Origin of the sequence: Bizionia paragorgiae (assembly GCF_900107625.1) — a bacterium.
GTDB lineage: Bacteria > Bacteroidota > Bacteroidia > Flavobacteriales > Flavobacteriaceae > Bizionia > Bizionia paragorgiae.
The window spans coordinates 11,647-34,723 of sequence record NZ_FNQK01000010.1; the positions used below are offsets into that span (position 1 = coordinate 11,647).

21 protein-coding genes are annotated in these 23,077 nt (G+C 34.5%); 8 read left to right on the forward strand and 13 right to left on the reverse strand.

The annotated features are described in order from the left end of the window. Positions 1-13: 13 nt before the first annotated feature. Complete coding sequence (gene uvrA, locus BLV64_RS08605) at positions 14-2,797, reverse strand: excinuclease ABC subunit UvrA (protein WP_092134067.1); 2,784 nt, start codon at positions 2,795-2,797, stop codon at positions 14-16. A 236-nt stretch (positions 2,798-3,033) separates the two neighbouring features. On the opposite strand from uvrA, the gene BLV64_RS08610 reads away from it, so the two are divergent. Both BLV64_RS08610 and BLV64_RS14545 read left to right on the forward strand, forming a co-directional pair. After that, positions 3,034-3,618: an RNA polymerase sigma factor gene (locus BLV64_RS08610; RefSeq protein ID WP_092134069.1), complete on the forward strand. Its 585-nt coding sequence runs from the start codon at positions 3,034-3,036 to the stop codon at positions 3,616-3,618. Positions 3,619-3,685: 67 nt separating this feature from the next. After that, complete coding sequence (locus BLV64_RS14545; protein WP_177165310.1) at positions 3,686-3,829, forward strand: hypothetical protein; 144 nt, start codon at positions 3,686-3,688, stop codon at positions 3,827-3,829. Positions 3,830-3,846: 17 nt separating this feature from the next. Here BLV64_RS14545 and BLV64_RS08615 read toward each other — a convergent pair whose 3' ends face one another. Then, positions 3,847-4,515 carry an endonuclease III domain-containing protein gene (locus tag BLV64_RS08615; RefSeq protein ID WP_092134071.1) on the reverse strand — a complete coding sequence of 223 codons (669 nt, stop codon included), beginning with the start codon at positions 4,513-4,515 and terminating at the stop codon, positions 3,847-3,849. 35 nt (positions 4,516-4,550) lie between these two features. On the opposite strand from BLV64_RS08615, the gene bcp reads away from it, so the two are divergent. Next, positions 4,551-5,006, forward strand: a complete 456-nt coding sequence (gene bcp / locus BLV64_RS08620; RefSeq protein ID WP_092134073.1) for a thioredoxin-dependent thiol peroxidase — start codon at positions 4,551-4,553, stop codon at positions 5,004-5,006. Positions 5,007-5,085: 79 nt separating this feature from the next. On the opposite strand, the gene BLV64_RS08625 is transcribed toward bcp, so the two are convergent. Continuing rightward, on the reverse strand, positions 5,086-6,549 hold the full coding sequence (locus BLV64_RS08625) for a nicotinate-nucleotide adenylyltransferase (protein ID WP_092134075.1): 1,464 nt from the start codon (positions 6,547-6,549) through the stop codon (positions 5,086-5,088). Positions 6,550-6,642: 93 nt separating this feature from the next. Here BLV64_RS08625 and BLV64_RS08630 point away from each other — a divergent pair, with 93 nt between their 5' ends. Then, a complete protein-coding gene (locus BLV64_RS08630; protein WP_092134077.1) occupies positions 6,643-7,404 on the forward strand; it encodes an MBL fold metallo-hydrolase in 762 nt (253 codons plus the stop codon). Positions 7,405-7,491: 87 nt separating this feature from the next. Then, complete coding sequence (locus BLV64_RS08635; RefSeq protein ID WP_245705889.1) at positions 7,492-7,926, forward strand: hydrolase; 435 nt, start codon at positions 7,492-7,494, stop codon at positions 7,924-7,926. Between the two features lie 35 nt (positions 7,927-7,961). Here BLV64_RS08635 and BLV64_RS08640 read toward each other — a convergent pair whose 3' ends face one another. From BLV64_RS08640 to BLV64_RS08660, 5 genes are read right to left on the reverse strand one after another with little or no spacing between them, the layout of a single operon-like run. After that, positions 7,962-8,609 (reverse strand): alpha/beta hydrolase, encoded by a 648-nt coding sequence (locus BLV64_RS08640; RefSeq protein WP_092134081.1) that lies wholly within the window; start codon positions 8,607-8,609, stop codon positions 7,962-7,964. A 1-nt stretch (position 8,610) separates the two neighbouring features. Further along, complete coding sequence (locus BLV64_RS08645) at positions 8,611-8,943, reverse strand: DUF4870 domain-containing protein (RefSeq protein WP_092134083.1); 333 nt, start codon at positions 8,941-8,943, stop codon at positions 8,611-8,613. Between the two features lie 3 nt (positions 8,944-8,946). Next, positions 8,947-10,197, reverse strand: a complete 1,251-nt coding sequence (locus BLV64_RS08650) for a dihydroorotase (protein ID WP_092134085.1) — start codon at positions 10,195-10,197, stop codon at positions 8,947-8,949. Further along, the gene (locus tag BLV64_RS08655) at positions 10,194-12,122 is read right to left on the reverse strand and encodes a BatA domain-containing protein (protein ID WP_092134087.1); all 1,929 of its coding nucleotides are present in this window, start codon (positions 12,120-12,122) and stop codon (positions 10,194-10,196) included. The genes BLV64_RS08650 and BLV64_RS08655 overlap by 4 nt, the downstream gene beginning before the upstream one ends. Positions 12,123-12,175: 53 nt before the next feature. Then, a complete protein-coding gene (locus tag BLV64_RS08660) occupies positions 12,176-13,183 on the reverse strand; it encodes a glycosyltransferase family 2 protein (protein ID WP_092134089.1) in 1,008 nt (335 codons plus the stop codon). Positions 13,184-13,292: 109 nt separating this feature from the next. On the opposite strand from BLV64_RS08660, the gene BLV64_RS08665 reads away from it, so the two are divergent. Then, positions 13,293-15,194 (forward strand): M61 family metallopeptidase, encoded by a 1,902-nt coding sequence (locus BLV64_RS08665; protein ID WP_092134091.1) that lies wholly within the window; start codon positions 13,293-13,295, stop codon positions 15,192-15,194. An 87-nt stretch (positions 15,195-15,281) separates the two neighbouring features. On the opposite strand, the gene BLV64_RS08670 is transcribed toward BLV64_RS08665, so the two are convergent. Further along, positions 15,282-16,478, reverse strand: a complete 1,197-nt coding sequence (locus BLV64_RS08670; protein WP_092134093.1) for a sensor histidine kinase — start codon at positions 16,476-16,478, stop codon at positions 15,282-15,284. Between the two features lie 296 nt (positions 16,479-16,774). On the opposite strand from BLV64_RS08670, the gene BLV64_RS08675 reads away from it, so the two are divergent. Continuing rightward, complete coding sequence (locus BLV64_RS08675; protein ID WP_092134095.1) at positions 16,775-17,686, forward strand: EamA family transporter; 912 nt, start codon at positions 16,775-16,777, stop codon at positions 17,684-17,686. A gap of 53 nt (positions 17,687-17,739) precedes the next feature. Here BLV64_RS08675 and BLV64_RS08680 read toward each other — a convergent pair whose 3' ends face one another. From BLV64_RS08680 to BLV64_RS08695, 4 genes are all read right to left on the reverse strand, one after another. Then, complete coding sequence (locus BLV64_RS08680; protein WP_092134097.1) at positions 17,740-18,504, reverse strand: TIGR02757 family protein; 765 nt, start codon at positions 18,502-18,504, stop codon at positions 17,740-17,742. Between the two features lie 72 nt (positions 18,505-18,576). Further along, positions 18,577-19,125 (reverse strand): CPBP family intramembrane glutamic endopeptidase, encoded by a 549-nt coding sequence (locus BLV64_RS08685; protein ID WP_092134099.1) that lies wholly within the window; start codon positions 19,123-19,125, stop codon positions 18,577-18,579. Positions 19,126-19,127: 2 nt separating this feature from the next. Beyond that, on the reverse strand, positions 19,128-19,793 hold the full coding sequence (locus tag BLV64_RS08690) for an ABC transporter ATP-binding protein (RefSeq protein WP_092134100.1): 666 nt from the start codon (positions 19,791-19,793) through the stop codon (positions 19,128-19,130). A 51-nt stretch (positions 19,794-19,844) separates the two neighbouring features. Beyond that, positions 19,845-22,328, reverse strand: a complete 2,484-nt coding sequence (locus BLV64_RS08695; protein WP_092134102.1) for a DUF5916 domain-containing protein — start codon at positions 22,326-22,328, stop codon at positions 19,845-19,847. Positions 22,329-22,510: 182 nt separating this feature from the next. On the opposite strand from BLV64_RS08695, the gene msrA reads away from it, so the two are divergent. Then, positions 22,511-23,074: a peptide-methionine (S)-S-oxide reductase MsrA gene (msrA, locus tag BLV64_RS08700; protein WP_092134104.1), complete on the forward strand. Its 564-nt coding sequence runs from the start codon at positions 22,511-22,513 to the stop codon at positions 23,072-23,074. Positions 23,075-23,077: the final 3 nt, after the last annotated feature.

The window sequence follows — 23,077 nt, forward strand, 5'->3', positions numbered from 1 at the left end:
TCCTAATCAGGAGCTACAGCTTGTCTTTCAAGTATTTTCCGGTTATCGATTTTTTGTCTTTTACCAATTCTTCAGGCGTTCCGTAAGCAACCAAATGGCCACCGTATTCTCCACCTTCCGGTCCTAAATCAATAATATGATCGGCACATTTAATCAGTTCTAAATTATGTTCTACGACTAAAATAGAATGGCCTTTCTCGATTAAAGCAGTAAACGATTTTAATAGTTTCTGAATGTCGTGAAAATGCAAACCGGTCGTAGGTTCATCAAAAATAAACAATGCTGTTTCCTTTGTGTTTCCTTTTCCTAAAAAGGAAGCGAGTTTTATACGTTGAGCTTCACCACCAGATAGGGTAGAAGAGCTTTGTCCTAAAGTGACATAGCCTAACCCAACATCTTGTAGAGGTTGAAGTTTGTTTTTGATTTTTGTTACATGGTTTTCATCAAAGAATCTAATCGCATCATCGATAGTCATGTTTAAGATATCATCAATGTTTTTATCGGCAAAGGTCACCTCTAATACTTCTTTTTTAAAGCGTTTTCCTTTACAAGTTTCACATTCTAGGTGGACATCGGCCATAAATTGCATTTCGATGGTAACTTCACCTTCACCTTTACAGGTTTCACATCGACCTCCATCGACATTAAAACTAAAATGTTTAGGTTGGTAGTTGCGAATATCACTTAGCTTCTGTTTTGAATATAAGGCTCTAATATCGTCGTAAGCCTTAATATAAGTTACTGGATTAGAACGTGAAGAACGCCCTATAGGGTTTTGATCGACAAACTCAATATGCTTTACATTGGCATAGTTTCCTTTTAACTCTGAAAACTGCCCCGGCTTATCTCCAAAACCTGTTAATGCCTTTTGTAAGGCTGGATATAAAATCTTTTTTACCAAGGTACTCTTTCCACTTCCCGAAACCCCTGTGATAACTGTGAGCATGCCCAATGGGAAGGTCACATTAATGTTCTTTAAGTTGTTTTCACGTGCGCCAATAACTTCAACACTGTACTTTGAGCTTCGTCTTTTCTTAGGGACCTTAATCTGAAGGGTTTCGTTTAAATATTGTGCTGTTAGGGAGTTTGATTTCAAGATCTCTTTAAAGGTTCCTGTGGCAACCACTTCACCACCTAAGGTTCCTGCTTCGGGTCCGATATCAATAATTTCATCGGCCTCTTTCATGATATCTTCATCGTGCTCAACCACAATTACAGTGTTTCCTAAGTCACGTAATGCCTTTAAAACCAAAATAAGGCGCTCTGTGTCCTTTGGATGTAATCCTATACTTGGTTCATCTAAAATATACATAGATCCCACCAAGCTGCTCCCAAGGGATGTGGCTAGGTTTATACGCTGACTTTCTCCACCGGATAGTGTGTTTGATTTTCGGTTTAAGGTTAAATAATTTAAACCGACATTTGATAAAAAGGACAAGCGGTTATTAATTTCTATAAGTAAGCGTTTTGCAATCGTGCTATCGTGCTCGTTTAATTGTATATTTTTAAAGAAATCGGCCAATTTATTAAGAGGCATTTCAACCAAATCGGTAATAGATTTACCATCCACTTTTACATAATTAGCTTCTGGTCGTAAACGCTTACCCTGGCACGTTTTACACTTCGTTTTTCCGCGATAGCGCGATAACATTACTCTATTTTGAATTTTATAAGCCTTAGCTTCTAATTCTTCAAAAAAGGTGTTTAGCCCTTCGAAATATTCGTTTCCTTCCCATATTAGGTTTTTATGTGCTTCACTAAGTTGAAAATACGGCTTGTGAATCGGAAAATCGAATTTATGAGACTGATTCACTAGTTGGTCGCGGTACCAACTCATACTTTCGCCGCGCCATGGGAAAATGGCGTTTTCATAAATGGATAATTCGGTGTTGGGAACGACTAAATCATCGTCAATCCCCACAATATCACCGTAACCTTCACATTTGGGACAAGCGCCATACGGGTTGTTGAAACTGAATAAGTGCACATTAGGTTCTAAAAAGCTAAGGTCGTCCAATTCAAACTTGTTGCTAAAATGACGTTTAGTATCGTCTTTTAATAACTGGATATAACACTCACCTTTACCTTCAAAGAAAGCCGTTTGAACCGCATCGGCCAAACGATTATAAAAATCCTCATCGTTTTTGGTAACAATTCTATCTACAACCAAAAACAGGTTGTCTAAAGAAGAGATATTTTCGGCATCATTGATTTTTAAGATCTCACCGTTATACTTTATACGCGCATACCCTTGTTGATTTAGGGCTTGTAATTTATTTTCTATGGTACGGCCTTCCTCTAAAAAGATAGGAGAGAGGAGCAGTAGTTTTTCCTTTTCGTCAATGGTTTTAATGTAATTTAATACATCGCTAACCGTATCTTTTTTAACTTCAAGACCAGAGACTGGTGAGTGGGTTTTACCAATTCTCGCGAACAGTAATTTTAGATAGTCATAGATTTCCGTTGTGGTTCCTACAGTTGATCGGGGGTTTGTAGAGTTTACCTTTTGCTCTATAGCAATTGCAGGAGCAATTCCCTTTATATAATCGACTTTAGGCTTGTTTAAACGTCCTAAAAACTGTCTGGCGTAACTCGATAAGCTTTCTACATAACGACGTTGGCCCTCGGCGTATAAGGTATCGAACGCTAAACTTGATTTTCCAGAGCCTGATAATCCTGTGATAACAACTAATTTATTACGTGGGATAACAACATCTATATTTTTAAGGTTGTGCAGTTTAGCCCCTTTAATAATAATGTTTTCTTTAGGATTAACTTCGGAAAGTATAGTGTTCATAAGTGTTTAAATATCTAATCTGCAAAGATAAGGTATATGTGTCAGCATATAAAAAAGAATATTGTGCAATAAAATGTTAAATGTTTAGATTTTTTTTGTTTATTCGGAATGATTGTTGTTATATTTGAGACACACAATAACCATTTAAACTTCATTGCTTATAGCAAAATTTTACTTTTTCACTTTATAAACCCCAAATTGCAAGAGGCCTACTTCTGCAAGAAAAAGTAATGATTATGCAAAACAAACTAATCTCGGATGCTACATTGGTTAGCAACTATATTCAAGGCGACGAGCCTTCTCTAGAAATTTTAATCAAGAGACATAAACAGCGCATATTTAGCTTTATATATTCTAAAGTTTACGATAGAGATGTCGCAGAAGATATTTTTCAAGACACCTTTATTAAGGTCATTAAAACCTTAAAACGTGGGGCGTATAACGAAGAAGGCAAGTTTTTACCGTGGGTAATGCGAATTGCTCATAACTTGGTAATCGATTATTTTAGAAAGAATAATAGAATGCCCAAATTTGATAATAGTGGGGAGTTCAGTATTTTCTCGGTATTAAGTTGTGATACCCTCAATGCTGAAAAAGCAATTATTAAAGAACAGGTGGAAAGTGATGTGCGACGCTTAATTGATGAGCTTCCAGAAGATCAAAAAGAAGTCCTTATGATGCGTATGTACAACGATATGAGTTTTAAGGAAATTTCGGAACGTACAGGGGTAAGTATTAATACCGCTTTAGGGCGTATGCGTTACGCATTAATTAATATGAGAAAAGTTATCGAGAAGCATAATATTATATTAACTAATTAATTAATTAATACAATATTTTTAAAAGTGAGCCGTTTTACATTTTGAAACCAACCAAAAAAAACAAAACATGGCGAAACTTTACTCTAAGAAAAACAAAACGGAAATTGTAATGAATCCGAGAGATGAAACCATTAGTTTTATTCTTAATTATTCGAAAGCTTTACGAGTGATTACTCACAAAAATATGAAGTTTGAATCGCTTCAGAATTAGTTTTTTTAAGCCTTGATTTATTTCAAGGCTTTTTTATTGTTTTTGTAGTATTCCTTGAGTACTGAAGCTCTACCAATAGTTTTGGTAATAATATCTTTTTCTAAATCCCAACCTCTTGCTGGCGAATACTCTCTACCGTACCATATAATTTGCAGATGTAAATCGTTCCAAATTTCTTTAGGAAACAAACGTTTGGCATCTTTTTCTGTTTGTACAACGTTTTTACCATTAGTAAGGTTCCAACGGTAGAGTAGTCGGTGAATATGTGTATCTACAGGAAAAGCAGGAAAGCCAAAACCTTGTGACATAACAACGCTTGCGGTTTTGTGTCCTACAGCCGGTAAAGCTTCTAAGTCTTCGTAAGTTTGTGGAACTTCGCCATTATGTTTTTCTATAAGTATTTTAGACAAGCCGTAGATACCTTTACTTTTCATAGGTGATAAACCACAAGGACGAATAATTTCCTTGATTTCAGCCACCGATAGCTTGACCATATCATACGGATTGTCGGCTTTTTCAAAGAGTATAGGAGTTATTTGATTTACACGTACATCGGTACATTGTGCAGATAACAACACAGCAATAAGTAAGGTGTAAGAATCTTTATGATCTAAAGGCACTGGTATCTCTGGATATAGGTCTTTTAACGTATTTATAACAAATTCTACCTTTTCTTGCTTGGTCATATATTGTATTTTTGGGTAAACTCAAAAATACAACTATGAATACACTAAAACAAGGAGATAAAGTACCTGATTTTTCAGTAAATAATCAGGATGGTGAAACAGTATCATTATCAGATTACAAAGGTAAAAAGCTAATTGTATTTTTCTACCCTAAAGCAAGTACTCCAGGGTGTACGGCAGAAGCTTGTAATTTAACCGATAATTATAAATTATTACAAGATAAAGGCTATGAAATATTAGGTGTAAGTGCCGATTCTGAAAAAAGACAGTCTAATTTTAAAAACAAATATAATTTCCCGTTCCCACTATTAGCAGATGAAAACAAGGACGTAATTAATGCTTTTGGTGTTTGGGGATTAAAGAAGTTTATGGGGCGTGAATACGACGGTATTCATAGAAAAACGTTTTTAATTGACGAAAATGGCGTGGTAGAGCACGTTATTGATAAAGTAAAAACAAAAGACCATGCCGCTCAAATATTAGAGCTGTAGGTCGGACTATTATTGATAGACAAAAAACAAAAAAGCTGCTAATTTACCATTAGCAGCTTTTTATTTATAGTTAAGTGTTTTATAGCACTTCTTCTTCATTAAAATTAGCTTGTTCTGTCTCACAACCAAACAGGCTTTTCTCCATAATAAGACTTGATACTCCCGGTGGAAGCATTTTTTGCCATCCGTCTTCATTATTGGCAATCATAGATAATACTTTTCTAGAAAATACGGTCAGCGTAGAAGGATCATATTCTGAAATATCGACTACTTTTCCATTGTATTTAAAGAACTTATAGAGTTCTTTCATTCTAGGGTGTACTTTTAAGTTCTTACTTGTTGTTATCGTACCATCTTCATTTTCCATAGGGTAGAGGTACACGCGCAAATCTTTAAAAAACAGCTTTCCAAAGGCTTCTAATATACCACCACTTAAATGGCGATAGTATTTTTCGTCGAAAATATCGATAAGATTATTCACACCCATGGCTAATCCCATACGGCTTTTTGTGTACTGAGAAAAGTACTCCACAAGCTTGTAATACTCTTGGAAATTAGATATTAATACCGTTTGGCCAAGAGAGCATAATAGTTTTGCGCGATCCATAAAATCTTGCTCATCAATTTCTCCTTCGGCGCGTAGGTTAGATAAGGTAATTTCAAAAATGACTTGTGTATTATCTTCGTCAACCTTATTTTCTTTTATAAACATGTCGTAAGATTTCTTATACATGTCCATATTTACTTTCGTTACGGGTCTAAAACTTCCACGTAGCGTTAAAATATTCTTTTTATAAAGTACTTTCGCTGGTAAAACGTTGTTACCGTCTGGTGCAAACATAATAGCATCAGTCATACCATTTCTTACCAATTGTAAACTCATTAAGCGGTTGTCTACATTTTCGAAAATAGGGCCAGAGAAGTTTATGGTATCTATTTCTAATTGGTCTTGATCTAGATGGTCGTATAGATAACGCAACAATTTTTTTGGTTCGTTATACTTATAATACGCACCATATATTAAGTTTGTTCCTAATTTACCTAAAGTTTCTTGTTGTAAACGTGCATCATTTTCTTTAAAACGAACGTGTAACACAATTTCGTTATATTCTTGGTCGGCATCCACCTGGTACTTAATACCTATCCATCCGTGACCTTTAAATTTTTTAGCAAAATCGATAGTAGCCACTGTATTCGCATAACTAAAAAACATTTTATTAGGATGCTTATCTCGTGTTATACGTTGCTCCATTAGCATAATCTCATGATCAAGCATTTTACGCAAGCGCGCTTCGGTTACGTAACGTCTGTCATTTTCAATTCCGTAAATAGCATCACTGAAATCTTTGTCGTAAGCGGACATCGCTTTAGCTATCGTACCCGATCCACCACCAGCTCTAAAGAAATGACGAACGGTTTCTTGTCCCGCTCCGATTTCAGAGAAGGTACCGTATATGTTTTCATTTAAGTTAATACGTAAAGCTTTATCCTTTAAAGAAGGAACACTTTGAATAACTTTATCTCCTTTTAATGTGATTTCCATGTATAGAACGGGGATTTATTTGATGTTACAAAGGTACCAAATTACTATATGAAACAAAATAAATAGTTTATTTTTGTGTCAAAGAAAATTTATTTGAAGATTACATTTTTAGGCACCGGAACGTCTCAAGGTATTCCTGTTATTGGAAGCACACATCCTGTATGTTTAAGTGAAAACTTTAAAGATAAACGCCTCCGAGTTTCGGTTTTAGTAGAGTGGGATAACTATACTTATGTTATAGATTGTGGTCCCGATTTTAGAACGCAAATGATTCGCGCCAACTGTGGTCGTATTGACGGGGTGATTTTCACCCATGAGCACGCCGATCATACCGCGGGTTTAGATGATATTAGACCTTACTTTTTTAGGCAGGGTGATATTCCTATATATGCCCACCAACGGGTTCTAGGAGAGTTACGTCGTCGTTTCGATTATATTTTTGCTACCGAAAATAAGTACCCTGGAGTACCCAGTGTGATAGAGAACGAAGTGAAAAACGAGCCTTTTATGTTGCATAATATGCAGGTAGTTCCCATTGAAGGCTACCACTATAAGTTGCAAGTTTTTGGCTATCGTTTTGATAGGTTTGCTTATCTCACCGACATGAAAACCATTTCAGAAACCGAATTGGAAAAACTTAAAAACCTTGACGTTCTAGTTATAAACGCCTTACGTGAAGAAGAGCATATTTCACATTTTAATTTAGAACAAGCTTTAGAAATTATTACTAAATTACAGCCCAAAAAAGCCTACTTAACACATATTAGTCATCATTTAGGTTTCCATGATGACGTTGAAAGCCGATTGCCTGAAAACGTGTTTCTAGCTTACGACGAATTACAAATAACACTATAACTAATTAGAGATTACCATAGCCTTATGAAGAACAAAATATTTATGTACTTGTTTATTTTTACGCTGTTAATACTATTGTTTCAGTATATGACATCTAAACAGGTGTTTGATGACAGCAATAAAACGGTAGCGAGTTACAAAGCACAAACTGAAAAATATAAAGACTCTATTGTTGCCCTAAACAACAAAATAACTGATCTTTCATTATTTGATATCGAGTGGAATGACCCGGCTTTATCTTATTTTGAAGATAGTGGTTATAACGTTTCACAATTATTACCATTAATTAAAGATGGTTTATATCAGCAAAACGAAACAAAAGGTCAGCACCCTTTAATTCCTTACGCATCTAGCGAAGGGAATAGAATGCAGATTAATTCGATTAGAATATTAAATCACAAATGGATTATTTGCAACTTTACCGATGGAGAGTTTTCTGGTGAATTGTTTATTAAATATTTTATTGACGATAATAGCCAATTAGAATATATAGTAGAAGACTCGTTTTTGTACCGTATGTAAAAAAAATAGTGCCTAAAAAAAGGGCTAATAGTTCGTTACAATTTGTTTTTTAACCACTCTTTAAGCTCATAGAAATTTTGTGGAGCAACACCGTGACCTACAGGGAATTCATTGTATTTATGTTTAATATCTAAAGCCTTTAAAAACACTGGGTTTTGTCGTGCCCAATCTATAGGAATGACCTGATCCACTGTACCATGAGAACTGTAGATATCTAAATGTGCATAGGCTTCCTTAGGTTTTAATGTAAAGAGGTCCTCGTTTACATACCCACTAAGAGCAATTACATTTTTAATTTTCTCAGGGTAGGTTAGGGCGACGGCATAACTTAGTATAGTACCTTGACTAAAACCTAATAGTGATACACTATCTTTATTTACAGGGTATGTTTGTATTAAATCATCTATAAATTTAGCGATTACATCTCTAGATAGTATAGCTTGTTCATTGTCACTCCATTTTCCTTTTTCTGCATCAAAATTAATAGCATACCATGCATTTCCATAAGGTTGCATAGGGTAGGGTGCACGGGCAGAAACAATAAAAAGCTCTTCAGGCAGTTCTGAGGCGAAAGAAAACAAATCGTTTTCATCACTTCCATAACCATGAAGAAGAATTAGTAGGGGCGCATTTTCTTTTAAAGAAGATTCACGTACGATATGATGTAAAGAGAGCTGAGACATATTATTTACCTAAATTTTTAAAGAAGTTTTGATAGAATCTTCCTATTAATGGGATTTCTTGAGTTTTACCAGTGGCAGCCATTATAACGCCATAAAAAAACAGAATACCAAAGCCTATCCAAAATCCGATAGAGATTAGCCAACTATCAAATTGCCCAATAAAATACCCTAGAATAAGATAAGTAGAACATAGCCCTAGTCCTTGGCGAATGTGAAAAGCGGCAAATTCATTTTTCTTATCGTTATTTAATATAAGTGCTATTACAGAACCTATTATTGTTAAATAGCTAATAATAGCCATGGTCTTTCCTTGCTCAATAGTGTTATTATCCATAATTTATAAACTCAATTTTTTATTTGCTATAATCCCATAAACCGAACCTTTTAAGTCCGTATTTAAAAACAGGCTATTCTTAGATTTAGAAACGATATGCTCCTCACTAAAAGTATATTTTGTATCGGGGTTGAATAAGGTTAGGTTGGCTAATTCGCCAATATTTAAGCTTGAATTCTCAAGGCCAAAACGGGACTTCCCTTTGGTTAATAATCCAATGGTTTTTTTTGTCGAAAATAAGGTTTGAAGCGCTCCGAAGGCACTTTCTAAACCGATTGTGCCGTAAGCCGCTTGTTCGAATTCTACTTTTTTATCTTCAATCGTAACAGGATTATGGTCACTAGTAACCATATCTATTGTGCCGTCTTTTACTCCTTCAATTAAAGCTTCTATATCTTTCTGGGTGCGCAATGGAGGATTTACCTTGTAAACCGTGTCAAAATCGCTTAACACCTCGTCAGAAAATAAAAGGTTATGAATAGCCACACTACAGGTAACGTCCAATTTCTTTTTCTTCGCTTCACGAATTAATTCTACCGATTCGGCAGTAGAGATGGTTGGAATGTGTAATTTTCCGTTGGTATATTCTAAAATATATAAATCTCTTGCTATCTGTAAGGCTTCGGCTAAATTAGGGTTCCCTTTAAGCCCCAAGGAAGTGCTCATTACATTTTCGTTCATAACACCTAGTCCTGCAATACGTTTTTCTTGAGGAAAGGAGCATACCAAGCCGTCAAAATTGCTAGCATATTGCAAGGCGATTTTTAGTAGATTGGGATTACTAATAGGTGTTTTATAATCTGAAAAAGCAACAGCTCCAGCAGTCTTCATATCGTAAAGCTCGGCCAAGTCCACACTCTCACTGTTTTTAGTCAAAGCACCAATTGGGAGTAAGGTTACCGCGTTATTCTGAGCTTTAGAATTCACGAAAAAGATATCCGAATTAGAATCGATTACAGGGTGGGTGTTTGCTTGCATGGCAACGCTTGTAAAACCTGATTTCGCAGCTGTTTTAAGTCCGTTAGCAATGGTTTCACGATCCTCGAATCCTGGTTCGCCAAAACAAACACTACTATCGAACCAGCCTTGAGAAACATGTAAATTATCTAAAACGAGTTCTTTGTAGTTGTTAGGGTTTTCTAATGGTGTACCAATTTTAGAGATTTTCCCTTTTTCGATTAAAATATCTTGTGTGCTATTATGAAAATCACTTTTTGTGTCAATTATAAAGGCCGATTTTATAAGTAAATTCATTTAAAATATTTTAAGATAAGCAGTTCGATAATTAAAAGTATGATTGCAAAAATAACAAACCATTTCCATAGTGCATTTACTTTGTAATCATTTTTTATGGTATTAAAAACATCACGTATAGTAGTTGATACAGACACACCCTCTAAAGTGCTTAAATCATGATAGTTTAAGATGCTTTCGTCTCGACTAAAATTATAACTTACGTTAAGTAGAGGTGAAGCGTCATTTTGTACACTATATATACCCGAACGCGATGGTGTGTCGCTCGTAGTAATAGATACTTTGTTATTAAAATAATGTTGCTGTGGAATGCTATTCCCATCGGCATTCACTAAGGTTAAAACACGATCCTTTTGTAGTGTGGTTTTAACATCAAAGCTATTTTCTTCACCAATAGTAAAGTATAAATTTGGAAGCTTTAAACTACGTTTAGCAATGTTGTAAAATGTAGGGACAATTAAATTTATAGACTGGAATGTGGAATGCTCCGTATTTAGTGCTGCAGTAAATACAAAAGTGTTATTTTTTTCAGACAAGAATGGAGAACCATCTTCGAATAGCAATACTTGAGACGCTCCATTTAGTACTTTATTGTAATAAGAATTTACTTTTGGATATTGAAAATTGTTCACTTCCTTTTCGAACACCCCATTATTGTAAATAGGATGTGAATAATTTATACGAGTAAGGCGTTTTTCTGAATTTACTTTCTTAGTAAATAGATTTAAGTTATTGTTTAAAAAGAAGTTGTTATAACTTTGTAAATCAGTATTTTCGTTAGGAATAATAATTAGGTTTCCACCACTGCTTTTAAACGCTTTTAGAGCAGTACTTAACGCACTTGGAATGTCTGTCAATTCATTTAAAACAATTAAATTCTGATTAGATATTAGACCATAGTTTAAGTTGTTAATTGATGAAGATGTATAGTTGAATTCATCATTTGTAAATAATCGTTTTAAAAAGGAATCGCTAGCTTCATTAATACTTAAAACATGAATAGGTTCTGGTGAATTAATATTAAAAAACAGACTGTTATCGAATTGTAAACTGGTGTCGCTAATAGTCACTTTTCCATTAATAACCGTGTTGTTGGGTAGGGTGAATACGGTGGTAGTTTCTCCTTGAAAGCTCACGGCTGTTTTTGCTAATAGTTGTTCATTATTATACAATGAAACTGGAAGGTTTTGCACCGCCTCACCGGAATTTTTAAGAAAAACCGTTAGTTCTAAATAGGAAGGCGTTTGTTTTGTTATAGCCAGAGAATCTAGTACTATATTATTTTTGTTAATCGGTTTTAACTGTACTAAATGTGTTGTAATGGTGCTATCGTTTACAATAGATAATGGTTTGCCTTTGGCTTGAAAATCACTAATAACCACTAAATTTTTAATGGTAATTTTTGCATCTGAAAAATACGTTTTGCTTTTTAAAAAAGCCGACTCATAATCCAGTTGATTAGTGGCGTAATCAATAGCCAGGAGATCGTTTGTAATACCTTTTATAGTGGTATCCCTAAAGGAATCATCGTTTGTTACTAGTGATACGGTCTCGTTTTCAGGAATCGTAGCGATAAGGTCTTGCACGGCACGTTTTAATAAAGCGCCTTGGCTGCCTTTAGTTTCCATACTAAAAGAGTTATCTAAAAAGATAACGGTCTCTCTCTCTACGTTTATAGTATTTGTTTTTGAGGTGTAAGGTTGCGCAAATGCTAAAATAACAGCTGCTAATATCCCCATTCGGGTTAATAAAATAAGCCACTTCTTAATTTGTGAGCTTTTTCGCGTTTGCAACTGTACCTTTTTTAAAAAGGCCACATTTGTAAAGGCTTCTTTTTTAAACTTACGTAACTGAAATAAATGGACTATAATAGGGATTAGCAGTAGGAGTAAGGCGTAAAGAAGTTCTGGGTTTTTAAACTGCATTGCTAATTTTGATTAAAACAAATATAGAAAATGAATTGTAATTTAGTTAGCCTTTAGCAAAAGAAAAAATAATCGGTCATCGATTGCTTTTTAGCGCTTTTAAAATAAGATGTAATGCGGTCCTGTTCTTCAGGATTGGCAACACTAATAATACATTGTGGTTTTGTTAAATGAGTTATACTATTTACAGCTTTCATTTCTTGCTCGTAAATGTGTTTACCAATTTTTTTAGGATTATTACAGACCCATTGGAAAGGTACCTCTAATTGAATCAGGCGTTGTGCAATTTGTTTCCCTCTTTTACCCGCTCCCCAAAGTACCAAAGGACGATTACTGTCTTTATTTAACTTTAAAAAATAATGTAATTTTATATCTATAAAACTATTTTGCGCATAATTCGTATCTGTTCGCGATGCTCTAGAGCCGTAGTCACGCCAGTAGTGCAACACAGTGTCGCAAGGAATAACTTTTAAATTATGCTCATAAAATCTGAAGGTTAAATCGTAATCTTCAGGATACCGATCACTATTAAATGCACCAACCCGATCAAAGTCCTTTTTAAAAACCATCCAACAGGGAGAGGGAATAACACATTCTTTATAAATCTCATTATAATTACTTCCGGTACGTGTTAATTGATTCAACCAGTTTTCATACTTCCGATACCCATCACTAATACCATCTTCAGAAAAATAATGAACTAATCCTGTAGCAACATGTTGTTCGCCATGGGGTAGTAGTTTATTAACTAAGGTGTCAATTTTTAACTGGTGCATCACATCATCGCTATCCATTCTCGTAATAAAGACTCCTTGGGCTTGGGTGTAGGCCAATTGAAGCGCAGGGATAATACCAGAGCCTTTATTTCTAAAAAGCTTTATTCTTGGTTCTTTAGTAGAAAAGGATTGCACAAGATTGTAGCTGGTATCTGTAGAATGATCGTCGACTATAATTAATTCCCAATTGGTATAGGTCTGATTTATAATAGACTCCAAGCATTCAGCAAGATACTGATCTGTATTTTTAAATGGAATGAGTATACTAACTAATGGGTTTTGCATACGCGAATTTAAGGAAACAATTTTTAACAAAAACTTAAGTAATAACCATGTAACATAATTTATTTTTGAGCGTCTCATTGTAATGAGATATCAACTTAAATTAAAAAGAATGAAGAAAATTGTATTGACCACGGTAGCACTAAGTATGTTACTTGTTGGGTGTAACACAGCAAAAACAGCACATGTCTCTGGAGACGACTTGGCTGTTACTAATCCTATTGAAACAGCCTTGGATCTTACTAAAGTTGTAAATGATAAAGTACCTGTAACTATAAACCCAGGCCGCTTTACAACAGAAACAGTAACTTATAGATTACCAAGAGTAGTACAAGGGACCTATTCGGTAAGTGATTTCGGGAAGTATGTAGACGATTTTAAAGCAATAGATTATAATGGTAATGTGTTACCATCAACTAAAGTAGATACCAACACTTGGACGATAACAAATGCTTCTCAATTAGATAAAATTGAATATTATGTTAACGATACTTTCGATATTGAAAGTGTTGGAGGAATAGGTGGTGAACAACCGTTTTCTCCTGCAGGAACAAATATTGAAGAAACAAATTATGTGTTAAACCTACATGGGTTTATAGGCTATTTTGATTCTTTAAAAAATGCACAATATAAATTAGATGTAATTGCACCAAGTGCGTTTTTAAGAACATCAGCCTTACAGGAAACCGGATCGACGCTGAGTGATGACGGACAAACGATTACATCGACCTATTTTGCTCCTCGTTATTTTGATATTACCGATAACCCAATGTTTTATGGGGAATTAGATGTTGAAGAATTTCAAGTAGGTGATATTAAAATTGTTTTAAGTGTGTATTCTCCAAATAAGAAATATACAGCAAGCCAGCTTAAAGCGGTGATGCATAAAATGATGGAAGCTCAGAAAACGTATATGGGTGATATTAATAGTACACCACGTTACGATATTTATTTATACCTATCAGATGGAGGAGAAACCTCTCCTAAAGGATTTGGAGCTTTAGAGCACCATACTTCTACAGTGGTGGTTATGCCAGAATCGATGCCAGAAGCAGCGCTTTATGAAAGTATGATTGATGTGGTATCTCACGAGTTTTTTCACATCGTTACACCGTTAAGTGTACATTCGGAAGATGTGCACTATTTCGATTACCATTCGCCAAGTTTCTCTAAACACTTATGGATGTATGAAGGGGTAACAGAATATTTCGCTACGTTATTTCAAGTTGATCAAGGTTTAGTTACCGAAGCTGATTTTTACGATAAAATTATGGGGAAAATTCAAGCTGCAGCAGCCATGGACGATACCATGAGTTTTACGGTAATGAGTGAAAATGTATTAGACGAACCGTATGCAGGACAATATTATAATGTTTATCAAAAAGGAGCATTAATAGGAATGTCTTTAGATATTTTATTACGTGAAGAAAGTAATGGTAACAGAGGTATTTTATCTTTAATGAAAGAATTGTCTTTAAAATACGGACAAAATAAGCCGTTTGAAGATGATAGTTTATTTGATGAAATTACAGCAATGACTTATCCATCTATAGGAGCATTCTTAAACACGCATGTAGCAGGTACCACTCCAATAGATTATAATGCACTATTTGCTAAAGTAGGTTTAGAGGTTGTAGAATCTAAAGTAAAAACAAACTACATTCAAAATAACGGCGTCTTCATTTTTAAACCAGATATGGCTAAGGGAACAATTGCTTTTTCTGAAGCGGTAAAAAACAATAGCTTTTGGACTGAAAACGGAGTGTTACCAGGAGATGTTATCAAAACAATAGATGGAGAAGAGGTTACATTAGCTACAGCACAAAGCGTATTGTCTAAAGCTTTTGTATGGCAACCAGGAACCGATGTAGATGTGAGATTAGATCGTAACGGTAAGGAAGTTGTGGTAAAAACAACCTTAACACAATCCTATACAACAGGCGAGGGGTTAAAGGAAATGCCTAATGCAACACAAGCTCAAAAAGACCTACGTCAAGCTTGGTTAAAAGGGTAGTACAAAAATTAAAGTTTTCGTATAATAAAAAAGCCAGATGATTAGTCATCTGGCTTTTTTATTTCTATATATTTTGTTTTAGATGGGTTATAAGGCAATGGTAAAATTAAACGTGGTGCCTTTACCTAGTTCTGACTCTAAGGAAATTGTTCCGCCAAGCTTGGTTATTAATTTTTGAACTGTAGATAAGCCTATACCGTTTCCACGATTACCGTTTCGGTCTAAATTACCAACGGTAGAGAATAAATTGAAAATTTCTTTTTGTTTGTCTTGAGGAATACCGATACCGTTATCAGATATTTTGAATTCCAAGTGAGCATCACCTCTTTTACATGCAATTGTAATAACAATTTTTTCCTTGTCGTTATACTTCAAACTATTGCCTATCAAGTTGAGAAATACCTGCTCTAAAGCTGCACGGTTACAAAACAATTCTTCGTTAGTTTCAGGAAAATTGATTTCGCAGTCAAAGTTTATATTTAATAGATCGACGATCTCTTCTAATAGTAAGTTTAAATCAAAACTTTCTAATTCACCACCTAATTTATCACTTTCATAATGATCTAGTAGCCCTGAAATGTAATCACTCAATGTAAAGGATGACTGTTTTAAGTAATCGAGGTACTCTATGCCTTTAGCATCTAAAACATTTTTGTATTTCTTTTTTAAAATATCGGTAGTCACAATCATGTTTGCTAAAGGCATTTTCATATCATGAGAAACGTGACCCGCAAAATGTTTCAGATTTTCGTTTTGTATATTTAGTTGTTCTTTAGTTTCACGGAGTTCATTATTTCGTTTCCTCAATTCAAATAAATTAACAACTTGTTTAGCCATCGCAATTAACACTTGCTTTTGCAAAGCTGTAAGCTGGCGTGGTTTTGTATCAAAAACACACAGCGTACCTAAAGGAAAGCCTTCTGGATTCATTAAAGGAACACCAGCATAAAAAATCGCCTGATGTTCTTTAACAATAGGATTGTCATGAAAGCGTTCGTCTTTCCTAGAGTCTTCAATAATAAAAATATCATCCTCAGACATGATAGCATGTCCGCAAAAGGAGAGGTCTCTAGGTGCTTCATTAAAAGGAACACCAAAATGAGATTTTAGAAAATTTCTATCCGCATCAAGCAATGTGATTAGCGACATAGGAATATCGAACATTGCCGCTATAATCGAGGTAATATTGTCAAAATCGCTTTCTGGTAATGTATCAATTAGCTTGTATTCGTATACAGCAGCCAATCTAGCCGATTCATTACTTGGTTTTTCTGGTGCAATCACAGATTTGCGTTAAAATTTAGTTAAACAAAAATATGAAAAAATACAGTATGAAAATAATTTATGAGGGTAGGATGATTAATACCTAGTCAAAATGCAATTAAAATAGTGTTTTTAAAACCTCGATTAGGCTTATGGCGTATAGTTTACTAGAAAATAAGCTCGGTATAATGATATGTGAAAACAACTGTTTTTTTTCGACTATTATCTAAGCAAACATAGCTTCGAAATATATGCGTAAATTATGTGCTTTAATACTTGGATTACTTTTACATTTGCCGATTAATTATTTCAGAACTATGAACACTACAAAACATTATTTGGCTGTTACGCTAGCTTTTACTATTTGGGGCTTTTTTAGCTTGGTTTTAAAGCCACTTTCAGACTTTTCTGCATTTGATATTTTAACTTACCGATCGATTGTTTCAGCTTCTATAATGTTAATCGTAAGCTTGTTTTTAAGGCCGAAAGTTCTAAAAAAGAATATTCAGGTATTTAAATCACTAGAAAAAAAGGAACGCATTCGAATACTAATTATAAATCTGTTTAGTGGTTTATTTTTGGCATTAAACTGGTATATATTTATCTATGTCATGAATAATGTTAGTGTAGGAGCAACAGCGTTAGCCTATTTAATTTGTCCTATACTAACTATGGTTTTAGCTTTCGCTATTTTAAAAGAAAAGCTATTTAAACTTCAATGGGTTTCGGTAATTTTAAGCTTAACAGCTTGTATACTATTGTCTTTGGGTGGGTTAATAGACTTTGTTTACAGTATGGTGATTGCTTTAACTTATGCGATATACTTGGTGCTACAGCGTAAAAATAAAGAAATGGATCGTTTTTTAATTTTAACTGTTCAAATTACGTTTGCGGTACTAATTTTAAGTCCATTTTTTGTTACACATGATTTCACAACGGCAAAAACTAATTTTTTCTATAGTATGATAGCCTTAATAGCTGTAGGTTTTACTATCATACCTATGTTTTTAAATATTTATGCTTTACGAGGGTTAAATTCCTCGGTTGTAGGTGTTTTTATTTATTTAAACCCATTGATAAACTTTTTTTTGGCTGTCTTTTATTTTAAAGAATCCTTCACTTATTTACAGGGATTAAGTTACGGCTTAATCATTATATCTATTATTTTATTCAATATTCCGGCATTAAAAAATAGTATAAATAGAAGACGGGCTGCTCATATTCAGTAATAGCATTATTAAAGGGGTTTTAATTGCAGTAAAAAGTAATTTGCAGTTGTAAATTAAAACCCTTCAAAAACACCTAAACCAAAGAGGGCGAAATCATATTTTACAGGGTCTGAAGGATCTAAACGACGTAATGCTTCGTCCAATTCTTTTAAAGCTTTGCCATCGTTTTGTTTGCGGTTTAAAAGATCTAGCTTTCGGGCTACATTTCCAGAGTGTACATCTAAAGGACACGATAAGGCACTCGGAGAAATACTTTTCCAAAGTCCGAAATCAACCCCAGTGTTGTCATTTCTCACCATCCATCTTAAATACATATTAATACGCTTAGCCGCAGAGTTTTTTAGTGGATCACTAATATGTTTTTGAGTTCGTGGTAGGTGTTGTATTTCAAAAAAAGCGCTTTTAAAATGGTGAATAGCGGACTGTAGCCCAGTGGTATTAGCATGTTTTGAAAATACAGCTTCTAAGCCGTTGTGATTTTTGTAAATATGTTGTAAGCCTTGAATAAAGGTCGCAAAGTCATGACCATTAAAGGTTCTGTGAACAAAATGTTCTAGTTTTTGTAAATCTGCCTCTTGATGGTTCATAACAAAATCATAGGGTGACTGCTCCAATAAATTCATCATTTTATTGGCATTATTTATTATGCTCTTACGGTTTCCCCAAGCTATAGTAGCACTTAAAAATCCAGCAATTTCTATGTCTTCTTTTTTAGAAAATTGATGGGGAATTTGAATAGGATCACTTTCAATAAATTTGGGATTATTGTATTCTTCTACTTTGGCGTCTAAAAAGTCTTTTAGTTCTGTTTTAGTCATTGTTAATTGGTTTTATTAGGATCTATATCGAAGCTTATAACCTGTTGTTTTGTAGCATAGAGGCTTTCATTATTAGTCTAAAAACATAAGACTTGGCACTATTAAAGTAGCGTTAAACAAGGCATGTAATAACATCGCATAAAGTAAGCCTAACTTGACTCTTAAATAGCCTAGCAACACACCTAAAACAAGTTGTGGAGCAACTAAAATAGGAGAGAAGATGAGGATTTTAGGAGTGAATTCATAATTAAAAATATGAATATACCCAAAAAGAATAGTAAACCCGTAAAACGCATATTTAAAGCGGCTTTGATTATTACAAAACCAAGTGATCGGACCTCTAAATAACAACTCTTCTATAACAGGGGCCACGATAGCCACTAAAAGAAAGATAATTGGAGGCGAGTAGTCTTTAAAAAGCTGTGTCGTGGCATGCTGATCCATGGTAAACACACCAAAACTTTCTAAAATACTGATTAGAATTGAGAGAATAAAGGCAATGGTAAAAGCTAAAATAAGTGTTTTAAAAACGAGTTTTAATTTCTCAGATACAGAGCGCTCTAAAGGAGTACACGTCGGATTTTTTAAATAACCTACAATAGTTTTTAATAGTATTTCCATAATTAAACATCCGTAATCTTACCGTCCACCATCGTTAACTTCCTATCGGCAAGATTTGCCAATTCTTCATTATGAGTAACAATAACAAAGGTTTGTCCGAACTCATCTCTTAGTTTAAAAAATAAATTATGTAAATTCTCGGCACTTTCACTATCTAAATTTCCCGAAGGCTCATCGGCAAAAATAAGTTCTGGATTATTAACCAATGCACGGGCGACTGCAACACGCTGTTGTTCTCCGCCCGATAATTCATTCGGTTTATGATCGTATCTATGTGATAAGCCTAAAAAGTCTAAAAGTTCTTTAGCCTTTTTCATGGCGTCCGCTTTTGGCGTGTTTTTTATAAATGCAGGTATACACACATTTTCTAAAGCCGTAAACTCAGGAAGTAGTTGATGAAATTGAAAGATAAATCCAATATGCTCATTTCTAAATTTAGCAAGATTTTTTTCAGACAGATCGGGGATCGACGTGCCGTTAATAATTAACGCTCCTTTATCTTTTTTTGAGATGTGGTCTAAAGTTCCTAGAATCTGTAATAATGTGGTTTTACCAGCTCCAGATGCTCCAACAATAGAAACAACTTCGCCTTTTTTAATATGTAAATTAACGCCTTTTAAAACGTGAAGGTCGTCGTAATATTTATGGATGTTTTCAGCTTTAATCATAGATAAAATTTAATGCCTCAAAGTACTACTTTAGCTTAAATTGTACAACAATTAAATGCTTTTAGATTTCTTTTTTAAAACGTTCTTTATCGAATTATAATCAATAAAATAAACGAGTTTTAACGAAACGATGTTTTCCATATTCTCATCAAATAAACTCCCTAGACTTTTAAAATAATCATCTTGAGACGCATTAGAGAAGCTAAATATCGAGTTGCGATAAAGCGCTGTTAACTGACTACCAGGTGCAAATTGCCAGCTATAACTTAAGTCTAAATTCCAAGAGTTGAAATTTATATCTGGATTGTAACCAATAGATTCTTTTGTATACGTAGGGTTTTTAAGTAAGCGTCCGCTGTTTTGTAGGCTATAGAGTTGATTTTCGTAGGTTACTTTTCCTAAGTAATTTCTAAAACTTAAAGTAAGAGCATTAAAAGAGTTAAAATTATAATTCCCAGAAATGGTGGTTTCAATATCGACACGGTCGCGTTGTCCAAATACGATATCGTCATCAATTTTTGTCATGTACCCACGGTCGTTAGTGTAATCGTCGAATTCGAAATTAAACACTAATAAAAACTTATCGTTAAATTTAAATCGCGGACCGATGCCAAACCAGTAATTGTTAAATTCTGAGCGTTCTGACTCAAAGCGCTTGGCATAACCCACATTCGCATCAATCGAAAAGAAACTGTTATAATTCGAAGAGATCCAAAAACTACCTTGAGCGTAATTTTCTGTGAGATAAAAACTATTAAAATCATTTCTAGGTTCAAAAAAATCATATTGTTTTCCTACGTTCCAATTAAAATTAGCCCCAAAAGTATGAAGGCTTTTGTTAGTCGCATTGAACTCTCCACCAACATTGGTACCGGTATAAGTATACGGTGTGCTTAAGTTATTATAATTGCCCCATACACCAATATATAAGCTGTTTAAAGTTTCGGTAGGTTCGAAAATACGATAGGAACCATTAACCGAGAAGTTGCTATAGTTATTGGTATTTAAAATCCCTAAGTCGTTAATATCATAATCTTTATCAGCATAGTTATGAGATAGATTAAATCGGTATTTCCCGCTAGTTTTCCCGAAACCTAAATAACTACTATATCCTTTTTTATTCACTTCAACATCGTTTAACTGACTCATTTTTGCTTCAGCAACCACCCCATAAGTATTACTCTTATTTATCATATCCAATATTAAGGCCGTAACATTAGCATCTCTAAAGTCACCATTTCTGGTCACATTGGTATTTATAATTGTTGCCGATGAGTTCTTATTAAACTGTTGATCTAATACCAAAATATTATAATTCGACAAGGGTTCAATCACTGCTTTCCGTTTAGATTGAATAGTTTCCTCTAAATTTGATTGCGGATTTATAACGGTTTCAGATTTGTTAATTGAGACTTCTGTTTTCTTTGTAATCGCGTTAAAAAAGCCGATACCTAGCCCTTTTTTTGTCCGTCCAGAAACTTTAATGGCATTTAAAAGTTGGATTTTCTCAGGATAATCTTCAATATTCTCATTATCAGCTAAAGCTATATTTCCAGTAGGGTTTCTACCAATACGTCGCGAATAAAACAAATTACCTTTATTAAATAAATCGACACCTTCAGTGAAAAACTGACGTTGCTCTGAAAATTGCTGCTCAAATGGTCCGAGGTTGAGTTGAACATCGTCGAAACCAGCTTGACTAAAATCGGGGATTAACGTAGCGTCCAACGTAATGTTTTCGGTTATACCATATTTTACGTCTAATCCAGCCGCAAAATCGGTCTCAGTAACGCCATCGTAATCAGAAACTAGAGCGGAGGCATAGGGGTACAAGTTTAACCGTGTTGGTGGATCTATATTTTTAAGCCCTACGAGAGTACCATTATATAGACCAATACTATTACCGGTGGTAAGATCCACGGGATTCCATGTTGATTGTTCATTAGTTTTCCTAAAATGTCTATGAAATTGAATGCCCCAAATCGGAGCGTCTTGTTTTGTAAAGCGCAGGCAGCGGTAGGGTATTTTTAGTTCTACAACCCATCCGTTAGACGTTATATTTACCGCACTTTCCCAAACAGAATTCCATCCAAAATCCTCTCCCATACTCGGACTCTCATTCGCGTCGGCTTGATTTCCTGTTGGAAACACGAAGAATTCTGTATTGTTTTGAGCATCATTATTAGGATTAAAAACGACACCAAAAAAATCGTTTTGCCCAAAAACATCACGTTGGTTAAATTGGCGCATGATATCATCTTTATTATCATATAAATACGCCGAGATATAAATCCCTGTGTCGTCGTAAGCCATTTTAACTTCGGTGCGTTTAGTTTCAGGATCAGGTTTTCCAAGTGTGGGTCTAAACTGAATAAAATCTGTAGCTATTGAAGCTTTTTGCCAAACGGCATCATTTAGTACGCCATCAATTTTTGGGGCAACCAAAGCTCGAGTAATAGTATACTCCTTTTTTGATTGCGCATAAGAAGATGGGATTATTAAGATTATAAATAAGAGCCAAAGGATATATTTCATGGTTGGATTGCTTGGTTTATTATAAAGTGATTAAATAATAGACCGCTGTATTTTATTAGTGTTACACTTTTGGTGGAAAAGTATAGGATAAAACAGGGAATTGTTCTTAACAAAACGTTAAAAGCGGTATAGATTGTGGAGGGAATCAGTGATTTCGAACCGATTTTATTTAAATTTAAACTATGAAAGATAAAACGTTAAACCGCGCCACTTTTGCTGGGGGCTGCTTTTGGTGTACCGAAGCTGTATTTGATAGGATAAATGGTGTAGATGCTGTTGTATCTGGTTATACCGGAGGGGCTATAAAAAATCCTGCTTACCGTGAAATATGTACGGGAAGAACGGGTCACGCAGAAGCTATACAAATATATTACAATCCGAGTATTGTTAGTTTTATGGAGTTGTTAGAAGTGTTTTTTGCTACCCACGATCCAACGACGTTAAATCAACAAGGCCACGATAAAGGTACTCAGTACAGATCGGCCATATTTTATGAATCTGAAGACCAAAAACATCAAGCAGAAACGTTTATTTCCCTATTAAAATCAGAGGCTGTTTTTAAAAATAAAATTGTTACCGAAATAACAGCTTTAGGACCTTTTTATAAAGCAGAAGAAGATCATCAGGACTATTATAACTTAAATAAGGAACAGTCGTACTGTCAATTTGTTATAAATCCAAAGATTGATAAATTAAATACCTATTACAGCGATAAATTAAAAGAACAATACACTGCTAAATCATAACTA

Bases quoted from the DNA above. Each gene is read 5' to 3' on its own strand.
- bcp (WP_092134073.1), top strand. From the start codon at position 4,551: ATGAATACACTAAAACAAGGAGATAAAGTACCTGATTTTTCAGTAAAT.
- BLV64_RS14545 (WP_177165310.1), top strand. From the start codon at position 3,686: ATGGCGAAACTTTACTCTAAGAAAAACAAAACGGAAATTGTAATGAAT.
- BLV64_RS08675 (WP_092134095.1), top strand. From the start codon at position 16,775: ATGAACACTACAAAACATTATTTGGCTGTTACGCTAGCTTTTACTATT.
- BLV64_RS08665 (WP_092134091.1), top strand. From the start codon at position 13,293: ATGAAGAAAATTGTATTGACCACGGTAGCACTAAGTATGTTACTTGTT.
- BLV64_RS08685 (WP_092134099.1), bottom strand. From the start codon at position 19,125: ATGGAAATACTATTAAAAACTATTGTAGGTTATTTAAAAAATCCGACG.
- BLV64_RS08645 (WP_092134083.1), bottom strand. From the start codon at position 8,943: ATGGATAATAACACTATTGAGCAAGGAAAGACCATGGCTATTATTAGC.
- BLV64_RS08650 (WP_092134085.1), bottom strand. From the start codon at position 10,197: ATGAATTTACTTATAAAATCGGCCTTTATAATTGACACAAAAAGTGAT.
- BLV64_RS08655 (WP_092134087.1), bottom strand. From the start codon at position 12,122: ATGCAGTTTAAAAACCCAGAACTTCTTTACGCCTTACTCCTACTGCTA.
- BLV64_RS08695 (WP_092134102.1), bottom strand. From the start codon at position 22,328: ATGAAATATATCCTTTGGCTCTTATTTATAATCTTAATAATCCCATCT.
- BLV64_RS08680 (WP_092134097.1), bottom strand. From the start codon at position 18,504: ATGACTAAAACAGAACTAAAAGACTTTTTAGACGCCAAAGTAGAAGAA.
- BLV64_RS08640 (WP_092134081.1), bottom strand. From the start codon at position 8,609: ATGTCTCAGCTCTCTTTACATCATATCGTACGTGAATCTTCTTTAAAA.
- uvrA (WP_092134067.1), bottom strand. From the start codon at position 2,797: ATGAACACTATACTTTCCGAAGTTAATCCTAAAGAAAACATTATTATT.
- msrA (WP_092134104.1), top strand. From the start codon at position 22,511: ATGAAAGATAAAACGTTAAACCGCGCCACTTTTGCTGGGGGCTGCTTT.
- BLV64_RS08635 (WP_245705889.1), top strand. From the start codon at position 7,492: ATGACATCTAAACAGGTGTTTGATGACAGCAATAAAACGGTAGCGAGT.
- BLV64_RS08690 (WP_092134100.1), bottom strand. From the start codon at position 19,793: ATGATTAAAGCTGAAAACATCCATAAATATTACGACGACCTTCACGTT.
- BLV64_RS08615 (WP_092134071.1), bottom strand. From the start codon at position 4,515: ATGACCAAGCAAGAAAAGGTAGAATTTGTTATAAATACGTTAAAAGAC.
- BLV64_RS08660 (WP_092134089.1), bottom strand. From the start codon at position 13,183: ATGCAAAACCCATTAGTTAGTATACTCATTCCATTTAAAAATACAGAT.
- BLV64_RS08610 (WP_092134069.1), top strand. From the start codon at position 3,034: ATGCAAAACAAACTAATCTCGGATGCTACATTGGTTAGCAACTATATT.
- BLV64_RS08625 (WP_092134075.1), bottom strand. From the start codon at position 6,549: ATGGAAATCACATTAAAAGGAGATAAAGTTATTCAAAGTGTTCCTTCT.